Consider the following 24,997-nt stretch of genomic DNA (forward strand, 5'->3'; position numbering starts at 1 on the left):
CATGTGATGAAAAGAGTTTGGAACCGCGAATGAACGCGAATAAACGCGAATTGTTGGTGATCGAACTTCATGGGAAACTTCGCTGAAATCTTTGCAATGTGGATTCGCTACGTTCACCGATCTGTCGGCGGTCGATGGGGTACATGATCTTGAAATTACTCCAGCGCCGGCCCTTCGATGCGCTCGCCCCGTTGCTGGCGCGCCTGGTCTTCCGGCGAAAAGGTGCCGTAGAAGAGGGCGTTGGCATCCATCCACGTCACTAGACGGTCGAAGTCTTCCTGCTGAAGCTGGACGCCTTCGTGTCCGGCCCGGAGCATGGTCATGAGTTCGCTGGCCCGCGCGCCAAAGCGGTCGGCGCCGGCGGCGGGTTCGCTGTTGGCTTCCAGGCTCGGGCCCCACGCGGAGAAGGGTACGCGCCGCGCCAGGACCTCGTAGGATTTCGTGTAGTGCCCCTCCGGCGCGCCGGTCAGCACGATGGGGGTTTTGCCGGGTACGGCCTCCTGATTCTGACCGTGGCACGATACGCAATGGCGATCGAGCACCGGTTGGACCAGGATCGGATAGCTCAGCGGCCTGGAGCCGTCCGGCCCCGGCGTGATGGTGGAGGGCGGACGGTTCAGGGCGATGCCCGCGGGCACATGGGGTGGCGCAGTCATGCGATTCTCATGGCAGCCCACGCAGGAGGCTTTCTCGCCCGGCTGAAGATAGGTGACGCTGCGCATGGTGTGGATGGACTGTCCGTGTTCGTCCAGCACCTGAAAACTCAAAGGTATGCCCGCGGGCGCGCGGAAATAGGCGGAGCCATCGGGCTCGACGGGCACGGTGCCGAGCACTTGCTTGCCGGGCGACGCGTTGGCGAGGCCCACGGAGGGGTTGTTCGCATTGGGCGTGGTCTTGGGCAGCACCTGAAGAATGCGCATGGCCTTGACAGCACCGGCGGGAAGCGCAACGTTGCTCTCGTAAACATTCTGCACGTAGTAGGTGCCTTCCTGTCCCAGTCCGGGATCCAGCATGCCCGGAAGCACGTGGGGCCGGGGGCGCGGACGGATCGGTACGGGCCACTGGCTGGCGATGTTCAGATCCCGGTAGAGGAGTTCCTTGTTGCCGAAGGCGTCCACCAGGTAGAGCCCAAACATGTTGGCGCGGTTTCCGTCGGGTTCGCCGATGAGCGCGTCGAAGCTGTACGCCGCGAGGAAGTAGTCTTCTGAGAGGGGCCAGGGGCTCCGATAGCAGTGACCGGGCCAGCGCTTTTCCTCCTCCGGCGTGACGTATTCCGCGGGGCTTCCCGGTGCGTGCCAGTTGCTGGGGCGCACGTGGGTCTCGCTCTCGGGGAAGGGCGCGTCCGGGGTGAGGCGCGTGATGGGCTCCGCGCCGTCGATCCCCTTGGTGGTATCGAGGAGAATGATCGAGCCGGCGGTCATGGCGTGGTGGGCGGCGGCCGTCGCCATCACGTGGGGCGAGCCGGGGACCGAGCGTGCCTCCCACACGCCCACGGGGCTGAGGGTATTGTTGCCATAGTAGGCCAGGGGCGAAGTGCCGTCGGGGCGTGTGGTCCAGAGCTGCTGGTAGTGAACTGCGTTGCGATCCACATAGTCCCAGCGCGTGTAGATGACCCGGCCATCCTCCAGAACGGCGGGATCCCACTCCTGGGTCTCGTGGTAGGAGATGGTGCGCGGATTACTGCCATCGGCTTCGGCGGTGGCCAGGGTGTAGACATCGCAGGGGCCCGCGCCGCAGCGGTGGAAGCCACCGCGCCGCGTGGAGATGAAAATGAGCTTGCCACTGGGAAGCTCTTTAGGGGAAAAGTCGTTATAGGGCCCTTCGGTTATCTGGCGGAGTCCCGTGCCGTCGGGCTGGATCTCGTAGAGGTGATAGAAGCGCTGGAGTCGCCCCGGATCGGTTTTCGGGATCATGCTCGTCACCGCGCAGAAGGCAAAGAGAATTCGGTCGCCCGCATAGGAGACCTCGGGCTGCATGTAGCTGCCTTCCGGGAGCTGGCCCGCCGTGAGGCTGCGGGCGGCCATGCTTTGCCCCGGGGTATCCAGCACGAAAAGCCCGCCGCCCGGCCGGGCGCATCGGCCATAGTACTGGGTGAGTTGGTGACTCATGTCCGAAGAGACATGCTTGGTGAAGAGGAGCGGGCCCACATCGGCCAGGGGATTGGCCAGGGCGATCTGGCGACGGAGCTGGTGGGCTTCCCGCCACAGTTGCTCCCAGGCCGGATCTTGCGCATCGGTCGCGGTGCTGGCGAGGGTGGAATAGCGGTCGCGCAGGGCCTGCCAGGCTGTCAGCGTCTCCACGGGGAGCGTGCTGCCTCCCTGGAGATCCGCCACGAGGCGATCGCCCCGCGTGAGGAGTCGCTCGATGGCGGTCCCATAGGTCACAGGTTCACGCTCGGTGCCGATACCGTCCTGCATGCGCCAATCCCATTCGACGAGCATGGATTCCATGGCGGGGCGCAGGGTGGGGAGCACGGGCGGCGGATAAACCTCTCCGGCGGAAGCCTCGGGCAGGGCGTGGAGCGGGAGCGTCCCCGAAGGGCCGACCCACTGAAGATTTCGCCAACGCACGAGGCACTCCGCGCCGCTGCCCCGGGTGCGCAGGCGCAGCGCGAGATCCTTGCTGGCCCCATTCACCGCGAGGGCAATTTCATTGGCGCCGGGCTTCAACAGCTTGGACTGGATTGTGCCGCCGTCGATAGCCAGACTGGCGTCCACGCCGTCGCCCTGGAGCAGATCAAGGGTGGCCTTCACCGTGAAGGATTCCGGCGCATTCGCAACGGGAATGAGCGATTCGACGGTCTCACCATCGCGCAGGCAGAGTGCGAAGGCGTCGCTGCCCAGCCGCGCGGCCTGGGGGCCTTGATCGTTGGCGATGAGGGAGAAGCCCGCCACCTCGGCGCTGGGTGCCGGGGCCGCGGCTCCGCCGAAATGAAGAGAGGGCGGGTCAAAGCGGAGGGCATCGGGATCGCGGTGGAGTCGCGCCAGGGCCCAGTTGGCCATATCGCAACTGATGCCGTCGCCGCCGTCCGCCGAAACGAGTCGTAACTCGCGGGCCCCCGCCAGGGAGACCTCGACCGCCTTCGGTGCATCGCTATCGGTCATGAGGCCGCTGTCGAAGCGCAGTTCGGCATCGACATAGGCCTGAAACACCACACTGCCCTTTCCGCCGCCCTGCCATTGGACACCGACCTCGGCGGTAAAGGCTGTCCAGGTTCCGGAAGGCAGGGTGTACACGAGTTCGCCCGGCGCGTGGTGGCCGATACCGTGATCGTAGACCGTCTCGCCAATTCGAAGGGGGGCGGGCGGTTTGCCGGGCGCGGCGGTGGCGGTGTCCATCCCCAGTGTGCCCCAGCCCTGAACCGTTTTCGTCAGGACGGGTTGGTGGACTTCCCCGAGGCAATCATGTGCCTGGGTAAGGGCGGGCTGGGCGACGAGGGCCGCCAGCATGGGTACCCAGTGTACGTAGAAGCGCGTTGCGTTCATGTACATAAATCCTCCCCCGTAATAGGCCGTGGAGCGGGGCAGCGTGTGAATCACCTGCGGTAGTGGGCGATTCGTCGGGCGGGCGTTGGATACCTGGCGTCGGGGTTGCGTCGGGGGCCGTGGTGCTCGAGCGTTAGATGATTCTGTCCCCTGTCATCCTCGATCATGATACGCCTTTCCTGAGGCGGGCGCAACGGTAAGAGTGAAGGCGCCGCCAGTGTCCGCATATATAGGAATGGCGGGTCCCCCTTCTGCGCCACAACGGCCCGCTGGGAATGTGTTGACGCGCGCTGCATTCGTGTGCGACCATGAAGTCAGGGGACGGGGGAACCCAAGCGTCCCAGTTGCGCCGTGTGCGGGTTGTTTTCAGAGAGCGTCCCGCACTTGAAAACGAAGTAGCCATGTCTGCCCGGCTTATTCAGACGGTACTTTTCACGATTCTCGTGAACGCCGGCGGGATAGCTCCCGCTACCGGTACCGCCCCTTCCATTGATGCCGGTTGTCGCATCGAGTTTGAGGCCATTTCCCAGCAGATGGCGGAATTTCGCGCCCACCCCGAGGGCGAAGACCGGCTCCGAAAAGAGAGCCTTCACCCGGCGGCATTGATCGAGCCCACCGATGTTCATCCCGTGGATGTGGTGTTGCGCCGGACGCGGGCACTGATTCAAGATCTCGAAACGATGCAACCTGCCCCGGATCTCAGCCAGGAGAAGGAAGCGCTTACCCTGCTTGCCGCGCGGCGTCTGGAATCTCTCGCCAGCGGCGTGACGGGCGATTCGGGCGGGCAGTTCGTTGAGGCTTGCGCCCTCCGGCGGCGCATTGCCTTCAAGAATCCGTTGTTGAATTTTGACCGGATTGCCTTCCTCACGCACCAGCGCGCGCGCTATGAGCACATGGTCGATCAGTACTATGGTTTTCACGCCGAGCCGGTCGGTGGCCTCTTCGTTTTGGAACAACCCTTTTCGGAAGATCCCGTGCTGCGCGAGCCCCTGAAGGACGTCCCCATTGCGAATGGTCGACTTCAGGGGAGGACACTGGCTGACGGATCCTTTATTTCGCTGGATCTTGACTTCGAAGGGCAGACTTTTCTCTTTGCCTGGTCCGAGGCTCGCGTACCGGTTCCGCCGGAAGATCTCACGCCGCGAGAGAAGCTCTTCACACCGGAGAGCACCTACCATATCTTCAAGGCGGACGTGGCCGGGACGACCCTTACGCAGTTGACGGACGGGCCGGTGAATGACTTTGACCCGTGCTGGCTGCCGAATGGGCGGATTGCTTTCGTTTCGGAGCGTCGGGGTGGCTATCTGCGCTGCGGACTTCGTCCCAACCCCACCTTCACGATCCACGGCATGGGCGCGGACGGCTCCGACATCATTCCGCTGAGCTTCCACGAGACCCACGAGTGGCACCCGAGTGTGAACAACGACGGCATGATCGTGTATTCGCGCTGGGACTATGTGGATCGGGACTCCGACATTGCCCACCACCTCTGGCTGACCTATCCGGACGGTCGCGATCCGCGTACGTCCCACGGCAACTATCCAGCTTTCCGCGAGGCCCGCCCCTGGATGGAGCTTTCGATTCGCGCCATACCCGGTTCGAGGAAGTATGTGGCTGTATCCACGCCGCATCACGGCCAGAACTACGGATCGATGGTCCTCATCGATCCGGCGATCCCCGACGACGGCGCGATGGCGCAATTGAAGCGTATCACGCCCGACGCGGCCTTTCCCGAGTCCGAAGTGTGGCCGGGTGTATCGTGTGAGCCTCACAAGGGCAAGAACCTGCGCCGCGCGGAGCGCTACGGAACGCCCTGGCCCTTGAGCGAAACGTACTATCTCTGCGTGTATGATCCCGGCCAGCGGCACTATGGGCTCTACCTGGTGGATGCTTTTGGCAATCGGGAATTGCTCTATCGGGATCCCGCCGTGGCCTGTTTGGATCCCATGCCCCTTCGGCCTCGCAAGAAGCCCCCGGTCATACCATCGCGCACGCAGCAGGCTGCGGAAGACCGTGCTGGTGACGCGCCGAAAACGGGCTATCTCGCGGTGATGAATATCTACGAAAGCGGCTTCGCCTGGCCCGAAGGCACAAAGATCACAGCGATGCGTGTGATCCAGTTGTTCCCCAAGACGACCCCGGCGGCGGACGATCCCCAGATTGGCGTCGGGGCGCAGTCGCTCGTCCGGGGGGTGCTGGGCACGGCGCCTGTGGAGGCCGACGGCAGCGTGTACTGCGAAGTGCCGGCCGGGATTCCCATTTATTTTCAGGCCCTCGATGAACGGGGCCGCGCCGTGCAGACCATGCGTTCGGATACCTACGTGCACCCCGGCGAGTTGCTATCGTGCGTGGGCTGTCATGAAGACAAACAGAAGGCCCTGCCGGTGGCCACGCCCGCCACGCCGCTGGCGATGGGGCGGCCGCCGTCCATTCTCCAGCCCGAGGTGGAGGGGGCTTACCCTGTCTTCTTTCCGAAGCTGGTGCAACCGGTTTTGGACGCGCATTGTGTGGATTGCCACGCGAAAGAGGCGTCTGCGCCCAGCCTGGCTGGAAACAACTTTGGAAAATGGGGATGGCCCGAGTCCTACCAATCGCTCGCGCCCTTCGCGTGGGCGAAGCATGGCGGCAATGGCGCACTGGCGAAAAACAAAACTTCCTACTCCGTTGCTGGAGACGTGGGCGCGCTGGGCTCCGCCCTGTTGCCCATCCTCGAAGGCGAGCATTATGGCGTGAGCTTGACCGACGCCGAACGACGCCGAATTATGCTCTGGCTCGATTGCAACAGCGTCTTCTATGGCGCGTATCACGACGCGGAAAAACAGGCGAAGGGCGAAACCGTGATGCCCTGGCTGGAATAGGAGGCCCCATGGGTCAACGCGCACTCTTTCATGTACCGATCGCGGCGGTCCGAAGCCTGATGGCGATGCTTTTCTTATGCTGTTTGCAGTCCGTGGGCGCGGCCGGAATACCCCTTCCCGTCCTGGATTCCACTACCGATACACTTCTGGCGCAGGCGCTGGCGGGCCCCATGTCCGCGGCGGATGAGATCGTATTTGCGCTGCGTAAACCCGGCAAAGACGGGCATTGGTATGCCAACTTCAGCTATTACGCCGAGGGGCCGCAGCGCGTGACCTACGAGCCCGGCGGCAAGCTGCTTAAGCTCAATCTGCGGACGGGGGTATTGACCACGCTGCTGGACGACCCCGAGGGCGGTATTCGCGATCCCCAGGTGCACTACGGCGGAAAGAAGATTATCTTCTCCTATCGAAAGGGCCAGGGCACCCACTACCATCTCTATGAAGTTGGGGTCGATGGAACAGGTTTGCGTCAGTTGACGGACGGCGACTACGATGATATCGAGCCCGTGTATCTGCCCGATGGCGGGATCATGTTCGTATCCAGTCGCTGCAAACGCTGGGTGAACTGTTGGCTCACCCAGGTGGCGGTGCTGCACCGCTGCGACGCCGATGGCACAAACATCCGGCAGCTCTCCAGCAACAACGAGCACGAGAATACACCGTGGCCCCTCCCCGATGGGCGCATCCTCTATCAGCGCTGGGAGTATGTGGACCGCAGTCAGGTGCATTACCATCACCTATGGACCACAAATCCCGACGGCAGCGGTCAGATGACCTACTACGGCAACATGGAGCCCGGCATCCTGATGATCGACGCCAAGCCCATCCCCGGCACGGGGAAGGTGCTGTCCCTGTTCTCGCCGGGCCACGGGAGCCGCGAGCACGCGGGCAAACCGACCATCATCGACCCCAAGGCCGGGCCCGACGCCCTCGGATCCGCCCGCACCGTGCACGAGGATGCGAACTTCCGCGATCCCTACCCCCTGTCGGAGGACCTCTTTCTCATCGCGCGGGACCAGCGCCTCTACCTGATGGACGGGTCCGGTGCGCTTCAGGTGATCTATGAGATTCCGGAAGCGGAGCGGGCCGCAGGCTTTACATGCCACGAGCCGCGCCCCATTCAGTCTCGCCCTCTCGAACTGGTGATTCCGCCCCGGAGCAAACCGGGGGAGAGCACCGGTCGATTCGTCCTCGCGAATATCTACGAGGGCCGCAACATGGCCGGCGTGGCACCCGGCGAGATCAAGAAGCTCCTGGTGCTGGAGTCGCTGCCCAAGCCCATCAACTATACCGGCGGCATGGAGCCCCTGAGTTATGGCGGCACCTTCACGCTGGAGCGGGTCATGGGCACTGTTCCGGTCGAGCCCGACGGGTCGGCCTATTTCGAAACGCCCGCCCTGCGCAGCCTGATTCTGGTCGCCCTCGACGAAAACGATCTGGCCGTGAAGCGGATGCAGAGTTTCTTCACGGTGCAGCCGGGCGAAGTGATGAGTTGCGTGGGCTGTCATGAGCAGCGGACCCGTACGGTGCTTCCCGCGTCGGGCCTGGAGGCCATGAATCGGGAGCCGAGCCACATCGAGCCCATCGCCGACGTGCCGGATGTGTTTGATTTTCCAAGGGACATTCAGCCCATTCTCGATCGACTCTGTGTGGACTGTCACGACTATCGACCGGGGATGCAGGGCGGCCCCATGGCGGGTCACGTAATACTGACGGGGGATCGGGGACCACTCTACTCCCACAGCTACTTTACGTTGAGCGCCCTGCGCCAGTTTTCCGATGGGCGAAATGCCCCGAAGAGCAACTATGCGCCGCGAACCCTGGGCAGCGCCGCCAGTCCTCTGCTGAAGATGCTCGAAGGCACCCACCACGGTGTGCGGGCCACCGAGCGGGAACGCAAAATGGTGCGCCTGTGGATCGAGACGGGCGCGCCCTATCCAGGCACCTATGCCGGGCTTGGCTCGGGCATGGTGGGCGGCTACGCGGAGAATATCATCGATCGGCGCGACCTGTCGTGGCCCTGGGTGGAGACAGCCCGGCGTGTACTCGGCAGTCGTTGCGCTGCCTGTCACAGCGGTCCGCTGGCCTTACCCGAGTCTCCCTCGGACAACATGGGAATGCCGCCCTGGGAAATCAAGTACGGCGACCCGCGCCTTCGGTTTTCCCGGCACATTCTCTACAATCTGAGTCGGCCCGAGCGCTCTCTTCAGATTCTGGCGCCCCTCGCGGTGGAAGCGGGCGGGCTGGGCATCTGCAAGGGCACGGACGGGTCGGCGGTTTTCAAAGACACGGGCGACAACGACTACCGCACGCTGCTGGCGGCGATTGAGGAGATCAAAGCCTATCTGGACACGGTCAAGCGCTTTGATATGCCGGGATTCCAGCCGCAGAAGCCCTATATACGTGAGATGCGGCGCTATGGCATTTTGCCTGCGGACTTCCCGGATGACGGCACGGTCAATCCCTACGAAACCGATCGCGCTTACTGGGAGTCGCTGTGGTGGAAACCACCCGCACCAGTCCAGCCCCTGGCCAGCCGGGCGCAATGAGCGATGAGGCTGTCATGTCGCCAATGATTCAGGAGAACAGCGAGTGAGACATACGATGATTCAAAGCGTTTGCCTGCTGCCGGCCGCGCTGATTGCGGTACTGGTCGCAGGAGTGGCCTGCGGCGAAGATATGTATCATTCGCCCCTGGCCCTCGCGGCGTCTGGTGACCGTGTGTATGTGGCGGACCACACGGCGAACCAGGTGGTTGTCTTTGATGTCGCGGGGAACGTGATAGTGGGCGCCATCGCGGTGCCCGGACCGCCCACCGGACTGGTGGCCGCGCCCGACGCGACGCTCCTCTATGTCACCACCGGCGGGCCGGACGGGCAGGTCTGTGTGATTCGTCTCAGCGACGGGGGCATCGTGTCCACCTGGCCCGCAGGGCATACCCCGGGCGCGCCCACGGTCACACCAGACGGCAAAACACTCTTTGTCTGTAATCCGTTCAACAACAGCGTCACGGCCCTCAATCTATCCGGGGGGACGATGGAGCAGACGATTTCTGTGGGCCATGAGCCGTCTGCCGCAGTGATGACGCCCGATGGCGCACGACTCCTCGTGGTCAATCTTCTTCCCGCGAGCCGCGCCGATGGCGATTATGTCTCCGCCACCGTTGATGTTGTTGATGTCGCTGGAAGGATCCTTCTAGGTTCGGTGAAGCTTCCCAATGGCAGCAGCAGCCTTCTGGGTATTGCGCTGTCGCCTGATGGACAGTTTGCGTATGTGACCCATATCCTTTCCCGCTATCAACTGCCGACCACCCAGCTCGAACGGGGCTGGATCAATACGAATGCCGTTACCATTATCGACGTGGCGCGAATGGAGCCGTTGAATACCATTCTGCTGGATGACGTGGACCTTGGCGCGGCCAACCCCTGGGGTATTGCCTGCACCGCCGACGGGAAGTGGCTTTGTGTTGCCCACTCCGGTACCCACGAACTCAGCATTATTGACCGAGCCCGCCTGCATGAAAAGCTGGCGGCGTCGGCCGCCGCAGGTGTAGCGCGGGACGTGCCCAATGATCTCTCTTACATACTGGATCTGCGCCGGCGCGTTCGATTGGAAGGGAAAGGTCCGCGGGGTATGGTCGCCCTCGGTTCGCGCGTGTTCGCCGCCGAGTACTTCAGTGGCACGGTCGCGTCCGTCGATCTGGCCGTTGATGGGGTGCCACGGAGTCAATCCTTTGCGATCGGCGCCCAGCCTGCCGCGTCAGCCCGGCGCGCGGGCGAGCTCTTTTTTCACGACGGCACGGTCTGCTTTCAACAATGGCAGAGCTGCGCCAGTTGCCATCCGGGCGACGCCCGCGTGGACGGACTTAACTGGGATCTGTTGAACGACGGTATGGGCAATCCGAAGAATACCAAGAGCCTGCTTCTCTCCTACGAAACACCGCCCACGACGGCAGTGGGTGTGCGGGAAGACGCCATGATTTCCACACGATCGGGCATACGCTACATACTGTTCAATCAAGTGTCCGAAGAGCATGCCGCCGCGGTGGATGAATACCTTAAAGCGCTCAAGCCGGTGCCGAGTCCCCGCCTGGTGCAGGGCGCGCTTTCGCCCGCGGCGGAGCGGGGCAAAGTTCTCTTTGAGCGTGCGCAGTGCGGCGTCTGTCACCCGGCTCCGCTTTACACGGACCTTCAGACCCATGACATCGGTACGGGCCGCGGCCGGGAAGCGGAAACGCCCTTTGATACGCCGACGCTGATGGAGATCTGGCGTACTGCCCCCTACCTTCATGACGGCCGCGCGGCGACGTTGAAGGAAATGCTGACAACCTTCAACGAGAAGGGCGCGCACGGGGACACCGCGTCGCTGAGCGCCAACGAAATGGACGAACTTATTGAGTATGTGCTTTCCTTGTAGCGTAGCCGGACGTCCTTGCTCGCGTCCGGGATGATGCAAGTGCGATTTGAAGTACTGAGGAGTGTGTATGAAGACGGAACAACAGGGCGTGCAGATCGCGTCGCCTCAGGGGGCTGGTTGCGGTTCCCATTTCATCACGGTGCCCCGTGCGCCGGGGGAGTCCCTCACCGGGGTTCTCGAGCGCGCCATGGCGGCCTTGCAGGAGACCGGCGCCGCGCTCGTGTCCATGGATATCCTGGGACTTCCTTTCGCGTCCGGGCTTCCCGCGGTGGAAGCCGTGACCGGCCCGGTGACGTGGCCCCTGCTCTGGATTGCCGGGCCGCGCCTGGCGGAATCGGGAGGGATCCAGCTCTGGGCCGAGCGTGATGCCACCGTGAGCCCTGTGCAGCTTCGCGGCCAGGTGGTGGGGTCGGTGGTGGATCTGCCCGCCGCGACGCTCTGCCGCCTGGGCGGAATCAACGGACGAATCCCCACCCGGACTGAAGCCGAGCAGACCCTCGCCGCGCTGAACCAGATGGAAGACGCCCTGCATGCGGTCGGTATGGACTTCACCGATACCCTGCGCACCTGGTATTACAACTGCGATATCGTTTCCTGGTATGGCGATTTCAACCGGACCCGTAACGAGTTTTTTTCAGCGCACCGGGTTTACGAGGGCCTGCTGCCTGCCAGTACGGGCATTGGCGCCTGCAACGTGAGCGGATCTTCCATCGTCAGCGGGTTAATCGCCGTGAAGCCGAAGAACGAGCAGGTCCGCATGGCCGCCGTACCCTCGCCGCTCCAGTGTTCCGCCACCGACTACGGCAGTTCCTTCAGCCGCGCGGCCGAGCTCGTGCTGCCCGACTGGCGCCAAGTCTTTATCTCCGGTACGGCCAGCATAGAGCCTCACGGGAAGACGATTCACGAGCGTGATATCGACGGGCAGATACAGGTCACGATGGACGTCGTCGAGGCGATCCTCCAGTCCAGGGACATGGGGTGGGGCAACGTGACCCGCGCCATTGCCTACGTCAAGCATCCCAAAGATATTCCGCGATTCGATCAATACCGAGTCGACCACGGACTGGAGTCGTTGCCCATCATCACGATGACGGCGGAGGTCTGCCGCGACAATCTGCTCTTCGAAATGGAAGCCGACGCGATCAGTACCACTTAGCAAATCGCCGCCCTCGTTGCGCCCGGATATCGGGATGCTTCGCACCGCGGGAGTTCGCGGGGCAAAAAAAACCGCGCAGAGAAGCTCTGCGCGGTACGTGTTTAAATGGTGGGCGATACAGGACTCGAACCTGTGACCTCTGCCGTGTGAAGGCAGCGCTCTAACCAGCTGAGCTAATCGCCCGAAGGACCCAAATAGTAGCACAGGCCAGACGTGCCGCGCAAAACTTTGCCCGGCGGGGGGCTATTTGCGCGACGCGACGCTGACCGCGAGGCAGAGTTGGGCGGCGTAGTAGAGGGGGAGGCCGATCAGGGGATTCCAAGGGCTGGGGGTTGCGAATTTCTGCCGCGCGACGAAGAGGTCGGAGGCGTAGAAGAGAGCCGCGCCGATGAGGATGAGCGGGGTGGCCCCGCGACCGCGGGTGCCTGTTGCAAGGGCGAGCATGAGGCTGATGACTGCGATGTAGGCGCAGACCGGCAGCTTCATGGGGCCGAGGTGTTCTTCGAGCCAGAGGTAGACAGCGGTCGCGGGGATGAGCAGGAGCACAGCGGCCGCGAAGGTCCAGCGGGTGTTGGCGCCGTGGATCATGAAGGCGACGGCAAAGCCGAGGTGCCCCAGGAGAAAGGCGACAAGCCCGAGAAGAAATGAAGTGTCCGATCCCCTCGTGAGGAAGTAGTCGCCCCACCAGCAGAACACGAGTGCGGCCAGGATCGTTCGTCCGTAACTTCCGCGCAGGGCGCCCGCCGCCAGTGCCGTTGCGAGGAATCCCGTGGATGCGGCCATCTTGACCCCGGCGCTGGACATGAATCCGCTCCAGCCGCCGGCCAGCATAAGGGCCAACGCGGCCGTCGTGAAAATTATCGTGGCCGCGATGACCCTGACCTGTTTCTGATCGTTCACGATACGGCGATGAACTCGTGCGTTACGGTCTCGCCTTCCATGGTGAAGACGCGAAATCCCTTCTCCTCCGTGCCGTCGTCGTTGTCCACCGTGGCGCTGCAACAGGCCGTGGTCACGAAGAGCACGCCGTCCCGTTCCTCCTCCTGATTGCCGTGGTAGTGGCCCGAGGCCACCAGCTTGAGGTTGTAGCCCGCAAAGAGGGCAAGCACATCGTCGGCGTTGGTGGCGCGCTCCCCTTTCGTGTTCGGGGCGAGGGGGTGGTGGGTGAAGAGGGCGAGCGGCTTCTTCTTTTCCGTGTGGGCCAGTTGATCCCGGAGCCAGTCCAGGCTGGACTGGGGCACGGTGGTCTGGCTCGCGGTGCCGTCGCAGGTATCCAGGCCGAGAAGCACCCATCCCGCGTTGCTCTCGCGCCACTGCGTTTTCTTGAAGGCGCGCTGATAGAACTCGTACTTGTTTTCCGTGGCCGGGTTGTTGTCGTGCTCGCCGGGAATGGCGTAACAGGGCTTCACGAGGCGACCGAGGGCCTGCTGCGCCAGGTTCGTTTCCGGCAGCGTTCCATGGGTGGTGAGATCGCCCAGCACCACCGTGAAATCGATGGCCTCGTCGCTGTTAATCCGGTTCACCGCGCGGCCTACGATGCCCCCGCTTCGCGAGTCGAGCATGTGGAGGTCGCCGAGGGTGGCGAACTTGAGAATGCCGTCGTCACCAAACTCGAATTCGGGGGTAATCTTACCCAGCTTGCTGTTCTCGATTCGGGCGCAACCCGCCAGGCCGGCCAGGGCCGAATAGCCCAGGAAATTTCTGCGAGAAACCTTCATGCAATCGCTCCTTGTAACCCAGTTCTGAAAACGGGTATTGTTCGCATACCCGTGTCCCTGCACAGCGGACCGGTATTGTACCACCTTTGGATTGGACCTGCCCATGCGCGTAGTCGTCGCCCCGGATTCGTTCAAGGAATGTCTGCGCGCGAGCGAAGTGGCCGACGCGGTCTGCGCCGGCTGGCTGGAGGGCATGCCCGATGCCGAAGTGATCGCTTTTCCCATGGCGGACGGCGGAGAAGGGACGGTGGAAGCGGTTGTCCGTGCGGCGGGCGGCACATTGATCACGCGGACGGTATCGGGCCCGCTGGGCGCGCCGGTGGAAGCGAGCTACGGTCTTATACAGAACGGAAAAGTGGCGGTACTGGAAATGGCGGCGGCCTCGGGCCTGGCCCTGGTGTCGCCGGAAAAGCGGGATCCATGTCGTGCGTCGACGCGCGGCACCGGTGAGCTCATTGCCCACGCGCTGGAACAGGGCGTGGACGACGTGATCATGGGCGTGGGCGGCAGCGCCACCAACGATGGAGGCGCGGGCATGGCGCAGGCTCTGGGCTATCGCCTGTTCAACAAGCGAGGCGAGGAGCTGGACGGGGGCGGCGCTCGGCTTGTGCAACTGGATCGCATCGACGCCTCGGAACGGCACCCCCGACTAAACGAGGTGAACTTCTATGTCGCCTGCGACGTGGACAATCCGCTCTGCGGCCCGGAAGGTGCGAGCGCCGTCTACGGCCCGCAGAAAGGGGCGACGCCGGAGGATGTGCTCATCCTCGACCATGCCCTGTCGCACTTCGCCACCGTGGTGGCGCGGGACATGCGGGTGAGTCTGGGCGACATGCCCGGTGCGGGTGCGGCGGGTGGATTGGCGGGCGGACTGATGGCCTTCGCCGGGGCCAAACTGGAAAACGGCCTCGATCTCATCGCAACGCTATGCGGCCTCCACCAGGCCCTGGCCGGTGCGGATCTCGTGATAACCGGCGAAGGTAGCCTTGATCACCAGAGCACCTTCGGGAAGACCCCATCGGGAATAGCGAGGATCGCCCGCGCGTTCAACGTACCCGTCATCGCTTTGGGCGGTCGCGTGGCCCACGAGGCCGACGCTTTGCGCGATCACGGCGTCACCGCCATTTTCTCCATCTGTCCCGGCCCCATGAGCCTGGAAGAGGCCCGTGCGGCGGCGGTGGAGAATCTCCGATTTACCGCGCGACACCTGGCCCGTCTCTGGCGCGTGGCGCGCGGCTGAGCCATTCAAAACTCCAGCGGCACCCCGCAGTGCATGCAGAACTTCGCGTCGCGGTGGTAGCAGTGGCCGCCGCACTCGCGGCAGGCCTGCGCGACCATGTCGCGCCGCTCCGTGGCCCGGGCAATCTCCACACTCATAATGCCCGTGGGCACCGCGATGATGCCATAGCCCAACAGCATGATGGCGGTCGCGATGAACTGCCCCAGGGGCGTCACGGGCGAGATGTCGCCATAGCCCACGGTGGTGAGGGTCACAATGGCCCAGTAGATGCTTGTGGGGATACTGGTGAAGCCGCTTTCCGCGCCCTCCACCACATACATGAGCGATCCCGCGATGGTGGCCAGTGTCAGCACGGCAAAGAGGAAAATCGTGATCTTGCGCCGACTATTGTGTATGGCATCCATCAGCAGGTCGGCCTCGCCGATATACTGGGCCACCTTGAGCACCCGGAAAATGCGCAGCACCCGCAACAGCCGCACCACGAGCAGGTAGTGGCTGCCGGGAAAGATCAGGCTGACATACGTGGGGAGAATGGCAAGCAGATCGACCATGCCGAAGAAGCTCCGGGCATAGCGCAGGGGATTGCCCACGCAGGAGAGGCGCAGGAGATATTCAAACGAAAAGACGATGGTCAGGAACCATTCCAGCGCATGGAGAGTCGGGCCGTAGTCGGAGCGCAGCGACTCCACGCTATCCAGCATGACCACGACGACACTGAATAGGATCAGGAGGATCAGGGTCACGTCAAAGAGGCGCCCCGCCGCCGTGTCCGCCTCGAAGACTATCTCATGGGCGCGGTGCTGGTATCGCTCGAAGGCGGATTGGACTTCGTTTTTGCTCATGGTTCACAATCTCCGTTGGGCGGGCCGCCGCGTCGGGGCGCGGTGACAATACCGACAGCGTACACTACACCACCTGACATCACTTCATTCAGCCCGGGCGCCCCGCGCGGGAATACGAAAGCCACGGGAGTATGCAAAAGGCACCCGCCATCCGTAAAGCCCTCCTGCGCTGGTTTCGCGAGGAAGCCCGCGATCTCCCCTGGCGTAAGACGAAGGAACCCTACCACGTCTGGCTGTCGGAGATACTGCTTCAGCAGACCCGCGTGGATCAGGGGCTGCCGTACTACGAACGATTCCTCGCCGCCCTGCCTACCCTCGAATCCCTGGCCGCCGCGTCGGAGCACGACGTGCTCAAGCTCTGGGAAGGACTGGGCTACTACACGCGCGCGCGGAATCTGCACAAGGCCGCACGCCAGGTCATGGAGCAGTACGGCGGTCGCCTGCCCGAACGGGCCGACTTGCTCCAACTGCTCCCCGGTGTGGGCAAATACACCGCCGGGGCCATCGCCAGCATCGCGTTCAACGAGCGCGCGCCCGTGGTCGATGGCAACGTCAAGCGTGTGCTCAGTCGGCTTTTCAACATCGCCCAGTCCATCGATGACACGGCGGTGGATAAGAAGCTGTGGGCCCTGGCCGACGCCCTTGTGCCCGAGAGCGACCCCGGAGATTTCAATCAGGCCATGATGGAGTTGGGGGCGCGCATCTGCACACCGAAGAAGCCGGACTGCGGCTCCTGTCCCGTCGCCGGTGAGTGCGAGGCGCATAAACGCGGCGTGCAGGAGAAGCGCCCCGTGCGCAAGGCGAAGAAGGCCGTGCCCCACAAAGAGATCGTCGTGGCGGTTATCGCGAAGGATGGGCGCTATTTGATCGGCAAGCGCCCGGCGGAAGGGATGCTCGCAGGGCTGTGGGAGTTTCCCGGCGGCAAGCTAGAAGCGGGGGAAAGCCACCAGGACGCCCTTCGACGCGAGTGCGAGGAAGAACTCGGGGTGAAGGTCAAAGTGGGGGGGATGATTGCTTCGGTGAACCATGCCTACACGCACTTGAAGGTGACCTTGAACGTGTATCGCTGTACGATCGAGAAGGGGAAGCCGAAATCAAAGATCCACGATGAACTGGCCTGGGTCACGGCGGATGAGTTCGACCAGTATGCCTTTCCGAAAGGGAATCACAAGTTTCTGAGTCTGTTGAGAGAACAGTCATTTTGAGAATCGGTGCCATAGGACCTGTGGGACTGATAGGACTTATCCCACTAGGTAAGGCGCTCTTCAAAACGGGCTATCGTCATCCCCATCCGTATCGTCGTCTTCATCATCGGCCTCACCGAGGATGGAGGCGTCCTGTGCCGCGCTTTCCATCACTTCTTCGGCGACCATGATGGGACAACCAACGCGTACGGCGATGGCGATGCCGTCGCTGGGGCGGGTGTCGATGCGTAGGATTTGCTCGATGTGTCCTTCGTCGTTTTTCTGTTCCACGTTGAGGTGGGCGAGAAAGGTCTCGTTTTCGAGTTTGTAAATGTTGACGGAGGTGAGTTCGCCGCGCAGGCCCACGAGGAGGTTGCAGATAAGGTCGTGGGTCATGGGCCGGGCGGTCTTCTCGCCCAACAGACCGATTTGAATGGCACTCGCTTCCGGGAGGCCGACCAGAATGGGGAGCACCTTATTTTCGTGGCGCAACAAAACCAGCGGATACTGATGTTCTTCGGCCTGGCTTACGCCCAGGATCTCAACTTCAAGCATGGCTACCTCCTGTCCTTGGCGTGATTATACAGAAAAGTATCGTGGACTGCCTCATGCGCTTTGGGTGATCTGGGCGCGTGAGCGGAAGAGCGTGGGTGTGAAGCGGGTTACTTTACCCCATGGAGAGGCATTGCGGAGGGACTTTAGTCCTTGGCAGGACAACTCTTCAATTCAAGGTCGTGACGTCAAACGACAGGACAGGCCCGCCGGTCAGGAGGCGCGACGCGGGGGATAGTGGCGTTGGTGACGGCGAATCTACTCCACGAAGCGTCCTCGCGAGGCGACCCTGTCCCTACGCATGTGTCCCTACGCGATGTAGTTCAACAGCGCGTCGGCGACCTGGCCTTTGCTGCCGTCGTTCTTGAGGTAGGAGGCAATCTGGGTGATTCGATTGCCGCCGGCGGCATTCTGGTCCACATCGCGATAGTTGAGCAGGATTTCGTCGATGCCCGCATCCGCGAGCCCGATCAGTTCACCGGCTTCGGTCTGGCCGTTACCGTTGTCTTTGAAAAGTTTCAGCTCGTTGAATATGGCGTCATTGCGGTTGATCGTGCCGTCGCCGTTCAGATCGAATTTGCGGAGTTCCTCGAAACCATTGCGCGCGCCATGCTGCTCGCCGAATAGCTCCAAGCCGCTGTTGATCCGGCCATCCTTATTGCGATCAAGGGCGAGGAAGGCGTCGCCACCATTTACAAAAGCCGTCTGCTGGGCGCGCCCGGTGCCCATGAGGTCGAAGCGCGCGCCCTGCCGGTAGTTGCTGAGTTCGACACCGTCATTGTCCAGATCGAATACGATGGGGTCGCCCTGCTGCACTTGGGTTTCGGTGGTGGTGACGGAAGCGCTGAATTCAAACTTGAATTCGAGCTGCACGGAGGTGGACTGTGCGGTCGTTCCCGATTTGCCCGATTGACCGGCGGCGTTGCCCAGGCCCGGGGCCGCGCCAAAGTCGCCCGAGAGGGCCTCCAGGAAGCCGGACACGAATTCATTGAAGAGTTCGTCCAGGGATTCGGCGTTGAAGGCGCCATCCGTGCCGTCCAGTTGGGAAAAGAACTGATTGATAAACTCGTCCGCTTCGCCCAGCAACTTCTCGGTGGCGGCGAGCAATTTGTCCATGAGCTCGTTGGAGCCATTCGCCCCCTCGGCGGTCTTTGCGAAGCCGTTCAGCGCCGCGCCGGAGATGGAAAGGGAGAACTCGAATCGCGTGGAGATTTCGCGGCTGGCCGCATAGAGGGAGGTCTGGCGTTCGCCGTCGAGGTTTTCGCCCGCCTTCTCCGTGCGCTGCTGGAAGAGGGCCAGTTCCTCGAAGCGCGTCTCCTCGAAGAAGTCAAAGGTGAGCTGGGTTGTCTCAAGCGAGGCGCCCGAGCCGCCCTCGGCCCCGCCCTGGCCCAGTTTAAGCTGGGTGGAAGAGAGTTGCAGCGAGAGGGATTGCCGGGTTTCCAGGGAGCGGTAGACCGCCCCTTCAAACGCTTCCGTGAGGGCCTGTTCCTGGTTGGGTTGGACTAGGGCGGCATCCCGTTGCGGGGCGGGACGTGAAGGAAGGAGTGCGGCAGCGGTACCGCTCCCTGGAAAGTTGGAAAATCGGGGGGCATAGTTGCTTGCCAGAGAGGATAGCGCAATGGTTCCCATGTGTATAGTCTCCTCAATGGAAGAGTGAGTCTTAAAATCCGTCGCAAACCGTTTATCGGCGGATCGGGGCGATTCTTTAGCCCAAATACAGCGGCGAGGTGAGCCGGGGGGCCGATTTCCGGTATACTCCCCCCTCAACCCCCTGAAAGTAGAGCCCGAGTGACCCTTCTCACCCGTTATACCCTCCGACAGATCTGGATCCCCGCCCTGATGGCCGCCGTGGTCATCAGTTTTGTCGTATTGCTCGGGACCATCGGCGAAGAGGTTCAGAACCTGCTGGAAAAGCTGCCGGTCGCCCAGCTTACCGTCCTCGACATTTCCCGTATTTCCCTCTACTCCCTGCCCTCGCTCGCCGGACTCATCGTGCCCGTGACCTTCCTGCTGGGCATCATGATGGCCTTCGGACGGATGGCCCAGACCAGCGAGTTGACCGCCGCGAAGGCCGCCGGCATCCCCCTGCGCCGCCTGGTGCTCCCGATTGTGGCCACCGGGGCCATTGTCAGTGCCGCCTCCTTCTTCCTGCTCGATCAAGCTCAGCCCTGGGCCTTTCAGCGCCTGTCTTATCTTATAGGCAGTGAACTGCCCCTGCGCGTCACGCTGGATACGGTCCCCACCGGGGTGATGCACGAATACGGTGGCTGGCGGGTCTACATCGGCAGCCGCGATGCGGATCGAACCCTGCACAACGTGATCGTGCTCCAGGAACGGGAGCAGAATATTCATGCCCACTATGCCAAGTCGGCCCGGGTTATCGACGAAAACGGTGTCGCGCGCCTCGAAATGAAGGACGTCTGGCCGATCCAGGAAAATCAGATGACGGTCAATGTGGAGTCTTCCCGGATCACCCTGCCCCGCCTCCAGACCTTCGAGCGGGAAGGACAGCGCCAGGGGTGGACCCTGGCCCGCCTGCTCCACGAAGAGGGCGTACTTCGAGAGACCGCCAAAGCGGGCAACAAAGTTATAAAAGTGGAACTGGCCAAGGTCCGCAGCGAGATCGGCGACCGGCTTGCCTTTCCCCTCATGTGTCTCGCGGTCAGTGTGGTTGCGGCGCCTGTTGGCGCGCGGGCCCGCCGTTCCGGGCGCTCCTTCACCTTTTCCAGCGGCCTGATCATTGTTGTGGCCTATTTTGTACTCCGGTCGATGCTCAACGGAATCCTCGGCACCGTTGCCGAAGCCGCCATCATGAAGGGCGGCGAATTGCCGGATTTGACCGTGGTGGTCCTTCTTTCCCAGGTGCCAAATCTGGCCCTCATCGGCGTGGGGCTGCTTTTCCTGTGGCGGGTGGATCGCGTATGAACCTCTATGACCGCCGACTCGCCGTCAGACTCCTCGGGGCCCTGGCCAGGACCCTGCTGGCCTTTGTACTGCTCTATATCGTCATCGATCTGCTCACGGCCCGCCAAAGCTCCATCGTGAAATATGATATCCCCTGGCCCATCGTGGTCCAGTATTATGCCAGCCACGTGCCCACCTTCATGTTCAAGTTTCAGGCCCTCGCCCTCGCCCTGCTCGTCGCCACGCTCCTGGTGCTGGGCAAAGCCGCCCAGGACCACGAGATTACGGCCCTGCTGGCCGGCGGGGTGAGTCTCGGCCGTATCGCACGCGTGCCCATTCTGCTTGCCCTGCTCCTCGCGGTGGCTGTCTTTGCCTTTGAGAACACCCTGGGAATCGAGTCCGCCCGAACCGCCAACCGCATCGACCGGGAGTACTTCCGTCGATTTACCCAGGCCGACGGGGCCGGGCCGAGCTGGACCAATCTGGGGGAGAAGAAGTGGTCCTGCCACATCCTGCGCTTCAATCCCGTGGCCCTCACCGGCAAGGATGTGTTTATTCACGCCTTCACGGAGAACGGCATGGACGAAATCCGCGCCAACCGGATTTACTGGGATCCCGAGCGAAACCAGTGGATTCTGGAAGACGGCCGCTGGGCCTCGTTCCGTCGGGACAAGTCCACCCGCAGCACCGCCCTGATCAGCCAGCAGCCCGCGCCCTTCAGCGAATCACCCGAGATGCTCTTCGCCCTGAGCCAGCCGGCGGAGGGCAAGTCCGTCACCACGCTCTACCACGACTTGAAGAGCGCCGAGGGCATGGGCGTACCCGCCGACAAAGGGTGGGTGGCCTTCCACACCAAATTTTCTCGACCGATCCTCTGCTTTGTCATCGTTTGGCTCGCCATACCGTTTGCATTGAAGATACGCCGGGGCGGGATCTTTATCAGCTTCGGCATCAGTATCGCGCTGGGACTCGCCTACGTGATGCTCTATGCCATCTCCGTGGGCCTGGGCACCATCGGTCTATTGCCGCCGCTGGTGGCGGCGTGGCTGGCGACGGCGGTGTTCATGGTGGCGGGCATCTATTTGTTCCGGCGCATGCCAACCTGATACCGTGTGGGGTACTGCGGGCGCGCCTGCGGACTTAGCGGAGCTGTCAGGCTGGCAAAGTGAGAAATTCAATACTAGATGCACACAAAGTAGCTTGACACCCCACAAGATGTAGAATAAACTATCCGAAGTTCACGGGAGGACCAAGTCTTCTCGATACCCGGCGGGTCCCAAACCGGATCACGAGCGCAAGGCCGCTCGGTTCCACCCACCGCGCGGCCGCGGGTGCCAGTTATGTTCTGGAGGATACTTGGAGATGGGCCCAATCGTTTTGCCAGGGGGAGGTATTACCCGGCGAAGCGACCACGGGGAGGTGACACGGGAGGAAAGCCCCCAAGGCGACCACCGCGCCCACCCGCGATGAAGGTGTGGCCGATCCACACAGACAGGGTCATGCGCTAAAGGCAGGCCTCGGATCGCCACGCAATGCCCTCACTAACTAAGGAGCTTTTCAGCCTTCTATGAAGAACTATCACTTTTTTACCCTATGCATACTAACACTGGCGCTCACTTTCGTTTCCGGATGCGCCACCACCAGCAAGAATGCCGCACGGGACACCGAACAGTTCGAGCCCCTGCCCCCCACGGCCGCCGTGGAGGCCGAGACGCTGGAGGCCCTTGAAAACGCCGGTGCGCCCGGCACGACCGGCGCCAGCCGCTCGGTGACCGACCTGCTCCGGGAAGCGGACCGGGCCTTCCAGGCCGCCAATGCCGCCCAGGAAGCCGGCGACGAGGAGGCGGCCCTCCGCCAGTATGTCCTCATGCTGGAATTGTTGACCGAAGCCGACCTGGACCCCAAGATTTTCTATTCGTTGCGGGAGGAGTTCGGGGCAATCCTGAACGGTTCCACCCAGAACGCCGGGCTGTATCAGGCCCGCAGCGCCAGCCCGCTGGACGATGGGGCCGTGGCGCCCACGCCCGCCCAAGGTACACCGGGCGATCTTTCCGCGTTCCAGATCCCCTTTCCCCTGCCGGAACCCGTGTTGCAGGAGATCGACAAGATCCAGAACAGCTATCCCAAGAATTTCCAGATATTCCTGGACCGCAGCCACAAGTATCTGCCCCATATCCGCCAGCGACTTCGCGAAAACGGCATGCCGGAAGAGTTGGCCTACCTGGCCCTCATCGAGAGCGGATTTCAGCCCAAAATCGTATCCCGCGCCGGTGCGGGCGGCATGTGGCAGTTCATGCGCCCGGCAGCCCAGCGCTTCGATCTCCGCGTGGACTCCCATGTGGACGAGCGCTACGACTGGATCAGCGCGACGGACGCCGCCATCGAGTATATGAAGGCGCTGTACACCCATTTCAATGGGAACTGGCCGCTCGCCCTCTCCGCCTACAACATGGGCGAAGGTGGTCTGGAGCGGGCCATCGCCTCCAACGGCGGCGAAACCGACTTGTGGAAACTGTTTGAGACGCCGCCCGCGTCCAACCGGATCCGTCTCGAAACCAAAGAATACTTCCCCCGCTTTGTGGCTTCCGTAATCGTCGCCCATTCTCCCGAGCGCTACGGATTCAAGGTCAACCCCGTTCCCCCGGAAGAGGTGGTCCAGGTTCCGGTGAAGGGGGCCTATTCCCTCAGCCGCCTGGACGAGCAGATGGGTTACAGCGAAGGCACGCTGGCCCGACTCAACCCGGCCCTCCTGAACGAGACCACGCCGCCCACGGGTTCCTATCACGTTCTGGTTCCCAAAGCGGACACGGAACGCTTCGCCAGCGCTTTGACCAGCTCCGAGCCGGTTACGGTCCAGTATGCGAGCGACACCTATAAGGTGAAGCGCGGCGAGACCGTATCTCAGATTGCCACGCGCCATGGCGTTTCCGCCACGGAACTCATGCGCATCAACGGCATCCGCACGGCCCGGGGCCTGCGCGCCGGCGAAACCCTGAAGCTGCCCGGTGGCGCCTCCGAAGGCGTGGGGGGGAATCCCGGCGACGCGCTTGAATCCGTGCAGCCGGAAGAGGTCGTCGTGGCCAAGGCGGACAAAGCGAAATCCACCTCCGACCGCAAAGCGGGCAGCGTGGGCAAGTCCAGTCGCACCAAAGCAACCTACACGGTGAAGCCCGGCGACACCCTGTTCGATATCGCCAAGGCGCACAAGGTGTCCGTGGCCGATCTTCAGGCCTGGAACAACAAGGGGCGCCGCGAGCGACTAATCGTGGGTGAAAGCCTGCAGGTTGGCGACACGGTCGTGGCCGAAGCGGAAGTCGAGCCCGCCGCCGAGTCCAGCGCGCCGGTTAAGGTTGCCGCAAACGATAGCGGCGAGTTTCATGAAGTGAAACCGGGCGACTACCCGGCGAAGATCGCCCGCGACTACGACGTGCCGCTGCGCGATTTCCTGGCCTGGAACAACCTCGGTTCGAAGTCCACGATCAAGGTGGGCGACAAGCTGGTGGTTGCCGCCGGTACGCCCGAGCAGGTCCGTGGCGGCGCCGAGCCCGCCGCCAAACAGGCGGCCGAAAAGGCGCCGGAGGCGAAGGCCTCCACGAAGAAAGAAGAAACGGGCAAGAAGGAAAAGGCCGAAGAAAAAGAGCTGAAGCTCGCCTCCGCCGCGCCCGACAAGAAAGCCTCCGGCGACAAGTCAGCCGAGAAAAAGAAGACTTCAAGCGCCAAGACCGAAGCCACCATGCACACCGTCAAGAAAGGTGAAAGCGCCGGCGTCATCGCCGAGAAATACGGCGTGAAGTTGAGCGAATTCCTTGCATGGAATGGCCTCACCTCCAAGTCCGTGCTGCAGGCGGGCAAAGCCTATAAGGTCTCCGGCGGCGGCGAAGCGGCGACCCCGCCCTCCAAGCGCGCGGCCGCGGCGCCCGCCGAAACGACGCACAAGGTTTCCACCGGTCAGAATCCCACCACGATCGCCCGCCGCTATGGTGTAAAGATCAGCGATCTTTACAAGTGGAACAACTGGCCGAAGAACCACGTGCTCCAGGTGGGCGACACCGTGGTGATCCGCAAAGGCTGATTCAGTCGTACGACCGTCCAATTCCATCGCGCCGCATTGCAGTTTCAGCAATGCGGCGCTTGTGTATCGCGGAACAGAAAAGGGGACGTTATGAGCCGAAACAGGACATTCATTGGCGCGGTTGGATTTATGGCGTTCACGGCGCTGATGGCTGCCGGGTGCGCCAGCGGCAAGGCCCCGCGCTTCCGGGAGAATTCCCCGATGGAAATCGCCTCGGCCCGACTTGTTCTGGAGCAAATCAAGGAGGGCCTGAGCCGGAGCTACCCCACGGGCGCCGCACAGTTCGACATGGGCGAACTCGACGAGGGCTGCGCCGTGCTGCTGGTCGAAATAAACGGAAAACCCATCGGCGCCGCCTTCTGGACGTCCCACGACATCGTGCACTATGTCAACGAACCCGCACGGGCGCTTAATCCCGCCTTGCCCGCGGCGCCGAAGCACATAACGGAGAAACGAGTGCGCTCAGTCGCGCACTGAGGCGGGCGAAATGGGACTTATGGGTCTTATGGGTCTTATGGGTCTTATGGGTCTTATGGGTCTTATGGGTCTTATGGGTCTTATGGGTCTTAT

General features: G+C 62.6%; 16 protein-coding genes and 1 tRNA gene. 10 read left to right on the forward strand and 7 right to left on the reverse strand.

Annotation, left to right across the window (positions count from 1 at the left end):
• Window positions 1-155: 155 nt before the first annotated feature.
• On the reverse strand, window positions 156-3,485 hold the full coding sequence (locus JNK74_22655) for an NPCBM/NEW2 domain-containing protein (protein ID MBL7648988.1): 3,330 nt from the start codon (window positions 3,483-3,485) through the stop codon (window positions 156-158).
• 401 nt (window positions 3,486-3,886) lie between these two features.
• On the opposite strand from JNK74_22655, the gene JNK74_22660 reads away from it, so the two are divergent.
• The 4 genes from JNK74_22660 to JNK74_22675 all read left to right on the forward strand — a co-directional run bounded on the left by JNK74_22660 (window position 3,887) and on the right by JNK74_22675 (window position 11,915).
• Window positions 3,887-6,343 carry a hypothetical protein gene (locus JNK74_22660; protein MBL7648989.1) on the forward strand — a complete coding sequence of 819 codons (2,457 nt, stop codon included), beginning with the start codon at window positions 3,887-3,889 and terminating at the stop codon, window positions 6,341-6,343.
• A gap of 8 nt (window positions 6,344-6,351) precedes the next feature.
• Entirely contained in the window at window positions 6,352-8,892 is a 2,541-nt protein-coding gene (locus tag JNK74_22665; protein MBL7648990.1) for a hypothetical protein, read from the forward strand.
• Between the two features lie 43 nt (window positions 8,893-8,935).
• Complete coding sequence (locus JNK74_22670) at window positions 8,936-10,759, forward strand: cell surface protein (protein MBL7648991.1); 1,824 nt, start codon at window positions 8,936-8,938, stop codon at window positions 10,757-10,759.
• A 67-nt stretch (window positions 10,760-10,826) separates the two neighbouring features.
• Window positions 10,827-11,915, forward strand: coding sequence for a hypothetical protein (locus tag JNK74_22675; protein MBL7648992.1), 1,089 nt, complete (start codon window positions 10,827-10,829; stop codon window positions 11,913-11,915).
• 106 nt (window positions 11,916-12,021) lie between these two features.
• Here the strand turns inward: JNK74_22675 and JNK74_22680 are convergent.
• The 3 genes from JNK74_22680 to JNK74_22690 form a co-directional block, all read right to left on the reverse strand.
• Window positions 12,022-12,098 (reverse strand) — tRNA-Val (locus JNK74_22680).
• A 60-nt stretch (window positions 12,099-12,158) separates the two neighbouring features.
• On the reverse strand, window positions 12,159-12,815 hold the full coding sequence (locus tag JNK74_22685) for a lysoplasmalogenase (GenBank protein MBL7648993.1): 657 nt from the start codon (window positions 12,813-12,815) through the stop codon (window positions 12,159-12,161).
• Complete coding sequence (locus tag JNK74_22690; GenBank protein ID MBL7648994.1) at window positions 12,812-13,633, reverse strand: metallophosphoesterase; 822 nt, start codon at window positions 13,631-13,633, stop codon at window positions 12,812-12,814. The genes JNK74_22685 and JNK74_22690 overlap by 4 nt, the downstream gene beginning before the upstream one ends.
• 103 nt (window positions 13,634-13,736) lie before the next feature.
• On the opposite strand from JNK74_22690, the gene JNK74_22695 reads away from it, so the two are divergent.
• Complete coding sequence (locus JNK74_22695) at window positions 13,737-14,873, forward strand: glycerate kinase (GenBank protein MBL7648995.1); 1,137 nt, start codon at window positions 13,737-13,739, stop codon at window positions 14,871-14,873.
• A 5-nt stretch (window positions 14,874-14,878) separates the two neighbouring features.
• On the opposite strand, the gene JNK74_22700 is transcribed toward JNK74_22695, so the two are convergent.
• Window positions 14,879-15,715 (reverse strand): ion transporter, encoded by an 837-nt coding sequence (locus JNK74_22700; GenBank protein ID MBL7648996.1) that lies wholly within the window; start codon window positions 15,713-15,715, stop codon window positions 14,879-14,881.
• A gap of 131 nt (window positions 15,716-15,846) precedes the next feature.
• Here JNK74_22700 and mutY point away from each other — a divergent pair, with 131 nt between their 5' ends.
• Window positions 15,847-16,920, forward strand: coding sequence for an A/G-specific adenine glycosylase (mutY, locus tag JNK74_22705; protein MBL7648997.1), 1,074 nt, complete (start codon window positions 15,847-15,849; stop codon window positions 16,918-16,920).
• A gap of 60 nt (window positions 16,921-16,980) precedes the next feature.
• Here mutY and JNK74_22710 read toward each other — a convergent pair whose 3' ends face one another.
• On the reverse strand, window positions 16,981-17,454 hold the full coding sequence (locus tag JNK74_22710; GenBank protein ID MBL7648998.1) for a bifunctional nuclease family protein: 474 nt from the start codon (window positions 17,452-17,454) through the stop codon (window positions 16,981-16,983).
• A gap of 306 nt (window positions 17,455-17,760) precedes the next feature.
• Window positions 17,761-19,080, reverse strand: coding sequence for a hypothetical protein (locus tag JNK74_22715; GenBank protein ID MBL7648999.1), 1,320 nt, complete (start codon window positions 19,078-19,080; stop codon window positions 17,761-17,763).
• Between the two features lie 159 nt (window positions 19,081-19,239).
• Here JNK74_22715 and JNK74_22720 point away from each other — a divergent pair, with 159 nt between their 5' ends.
• The 4 genes from JNK74_22720 to JNK74_22735 all read left to right on the forward strand — a co-directional run bounded on the left by JNK74_22720 (window position 19,240) and on the right by JNK74_22735 (window position 24,904).
• Window positions 19,240-20,376, forward strand: a complete 1,137-nt coding sequence (locus tag JNK74_22720) for an LptF/LptG family permease (protein MBL7649000.1) — start codon at window positions 19,240-19,242, stop codon at window positions 20,374-20,376.
• Complete coding sequence (locus JNK74_22725; protein MBL7649001.1) at window positions 20,373-21,461, forward strand: LptF/LptG family permease; 1,089 nt, start codon at window positions 20,373-20,375, stop codon at window positions 21,459-21,461. The genes JNK74_22720 and JNK74_22725 overlap by 4 nt, the downstream gene beginning before the upstream one ends.
• A 461-nt stretch (window positions 21,462-21,922) precedes the next feature.
• The gene (locus JNK74_22730) at window positions 21,923-24,427 is read left to right on the forward strand and encodes a LysM peptidoglycan-binding domain-containing protein (GenBank protein ID MBL7649002.1); all 2,505 of its coding nucleotides are present in this window, start codon (window positions 21,923-21,925) and stop codon (window positions 24,425-24,427) included.
• Window positions 24,428-24,517: 90 nt separating this feature from the next.
• A complete protein-coding gene (locus tag JNK74_22735; GenBank protein MBL7649003.1) occupies window positions 24,518-24,904 on the forward strand; it encodes a hypothetical protein in 387 nt (128 codons plus the stop codon).
• Window positions 24,905-24,997 lie beyond the last annotated feature (93 nt).

The sequence above is a fragment of the Candidatus Hydrogenedentota bacterium genome (genome assembly GCA_016791475.1).
Classification (GTDB): domain Bacteria; phylum Hydrogenedentota; class Hydrogenedentia; order Hydrogenedentales; family JAEUWI01; genus JAEUWI01.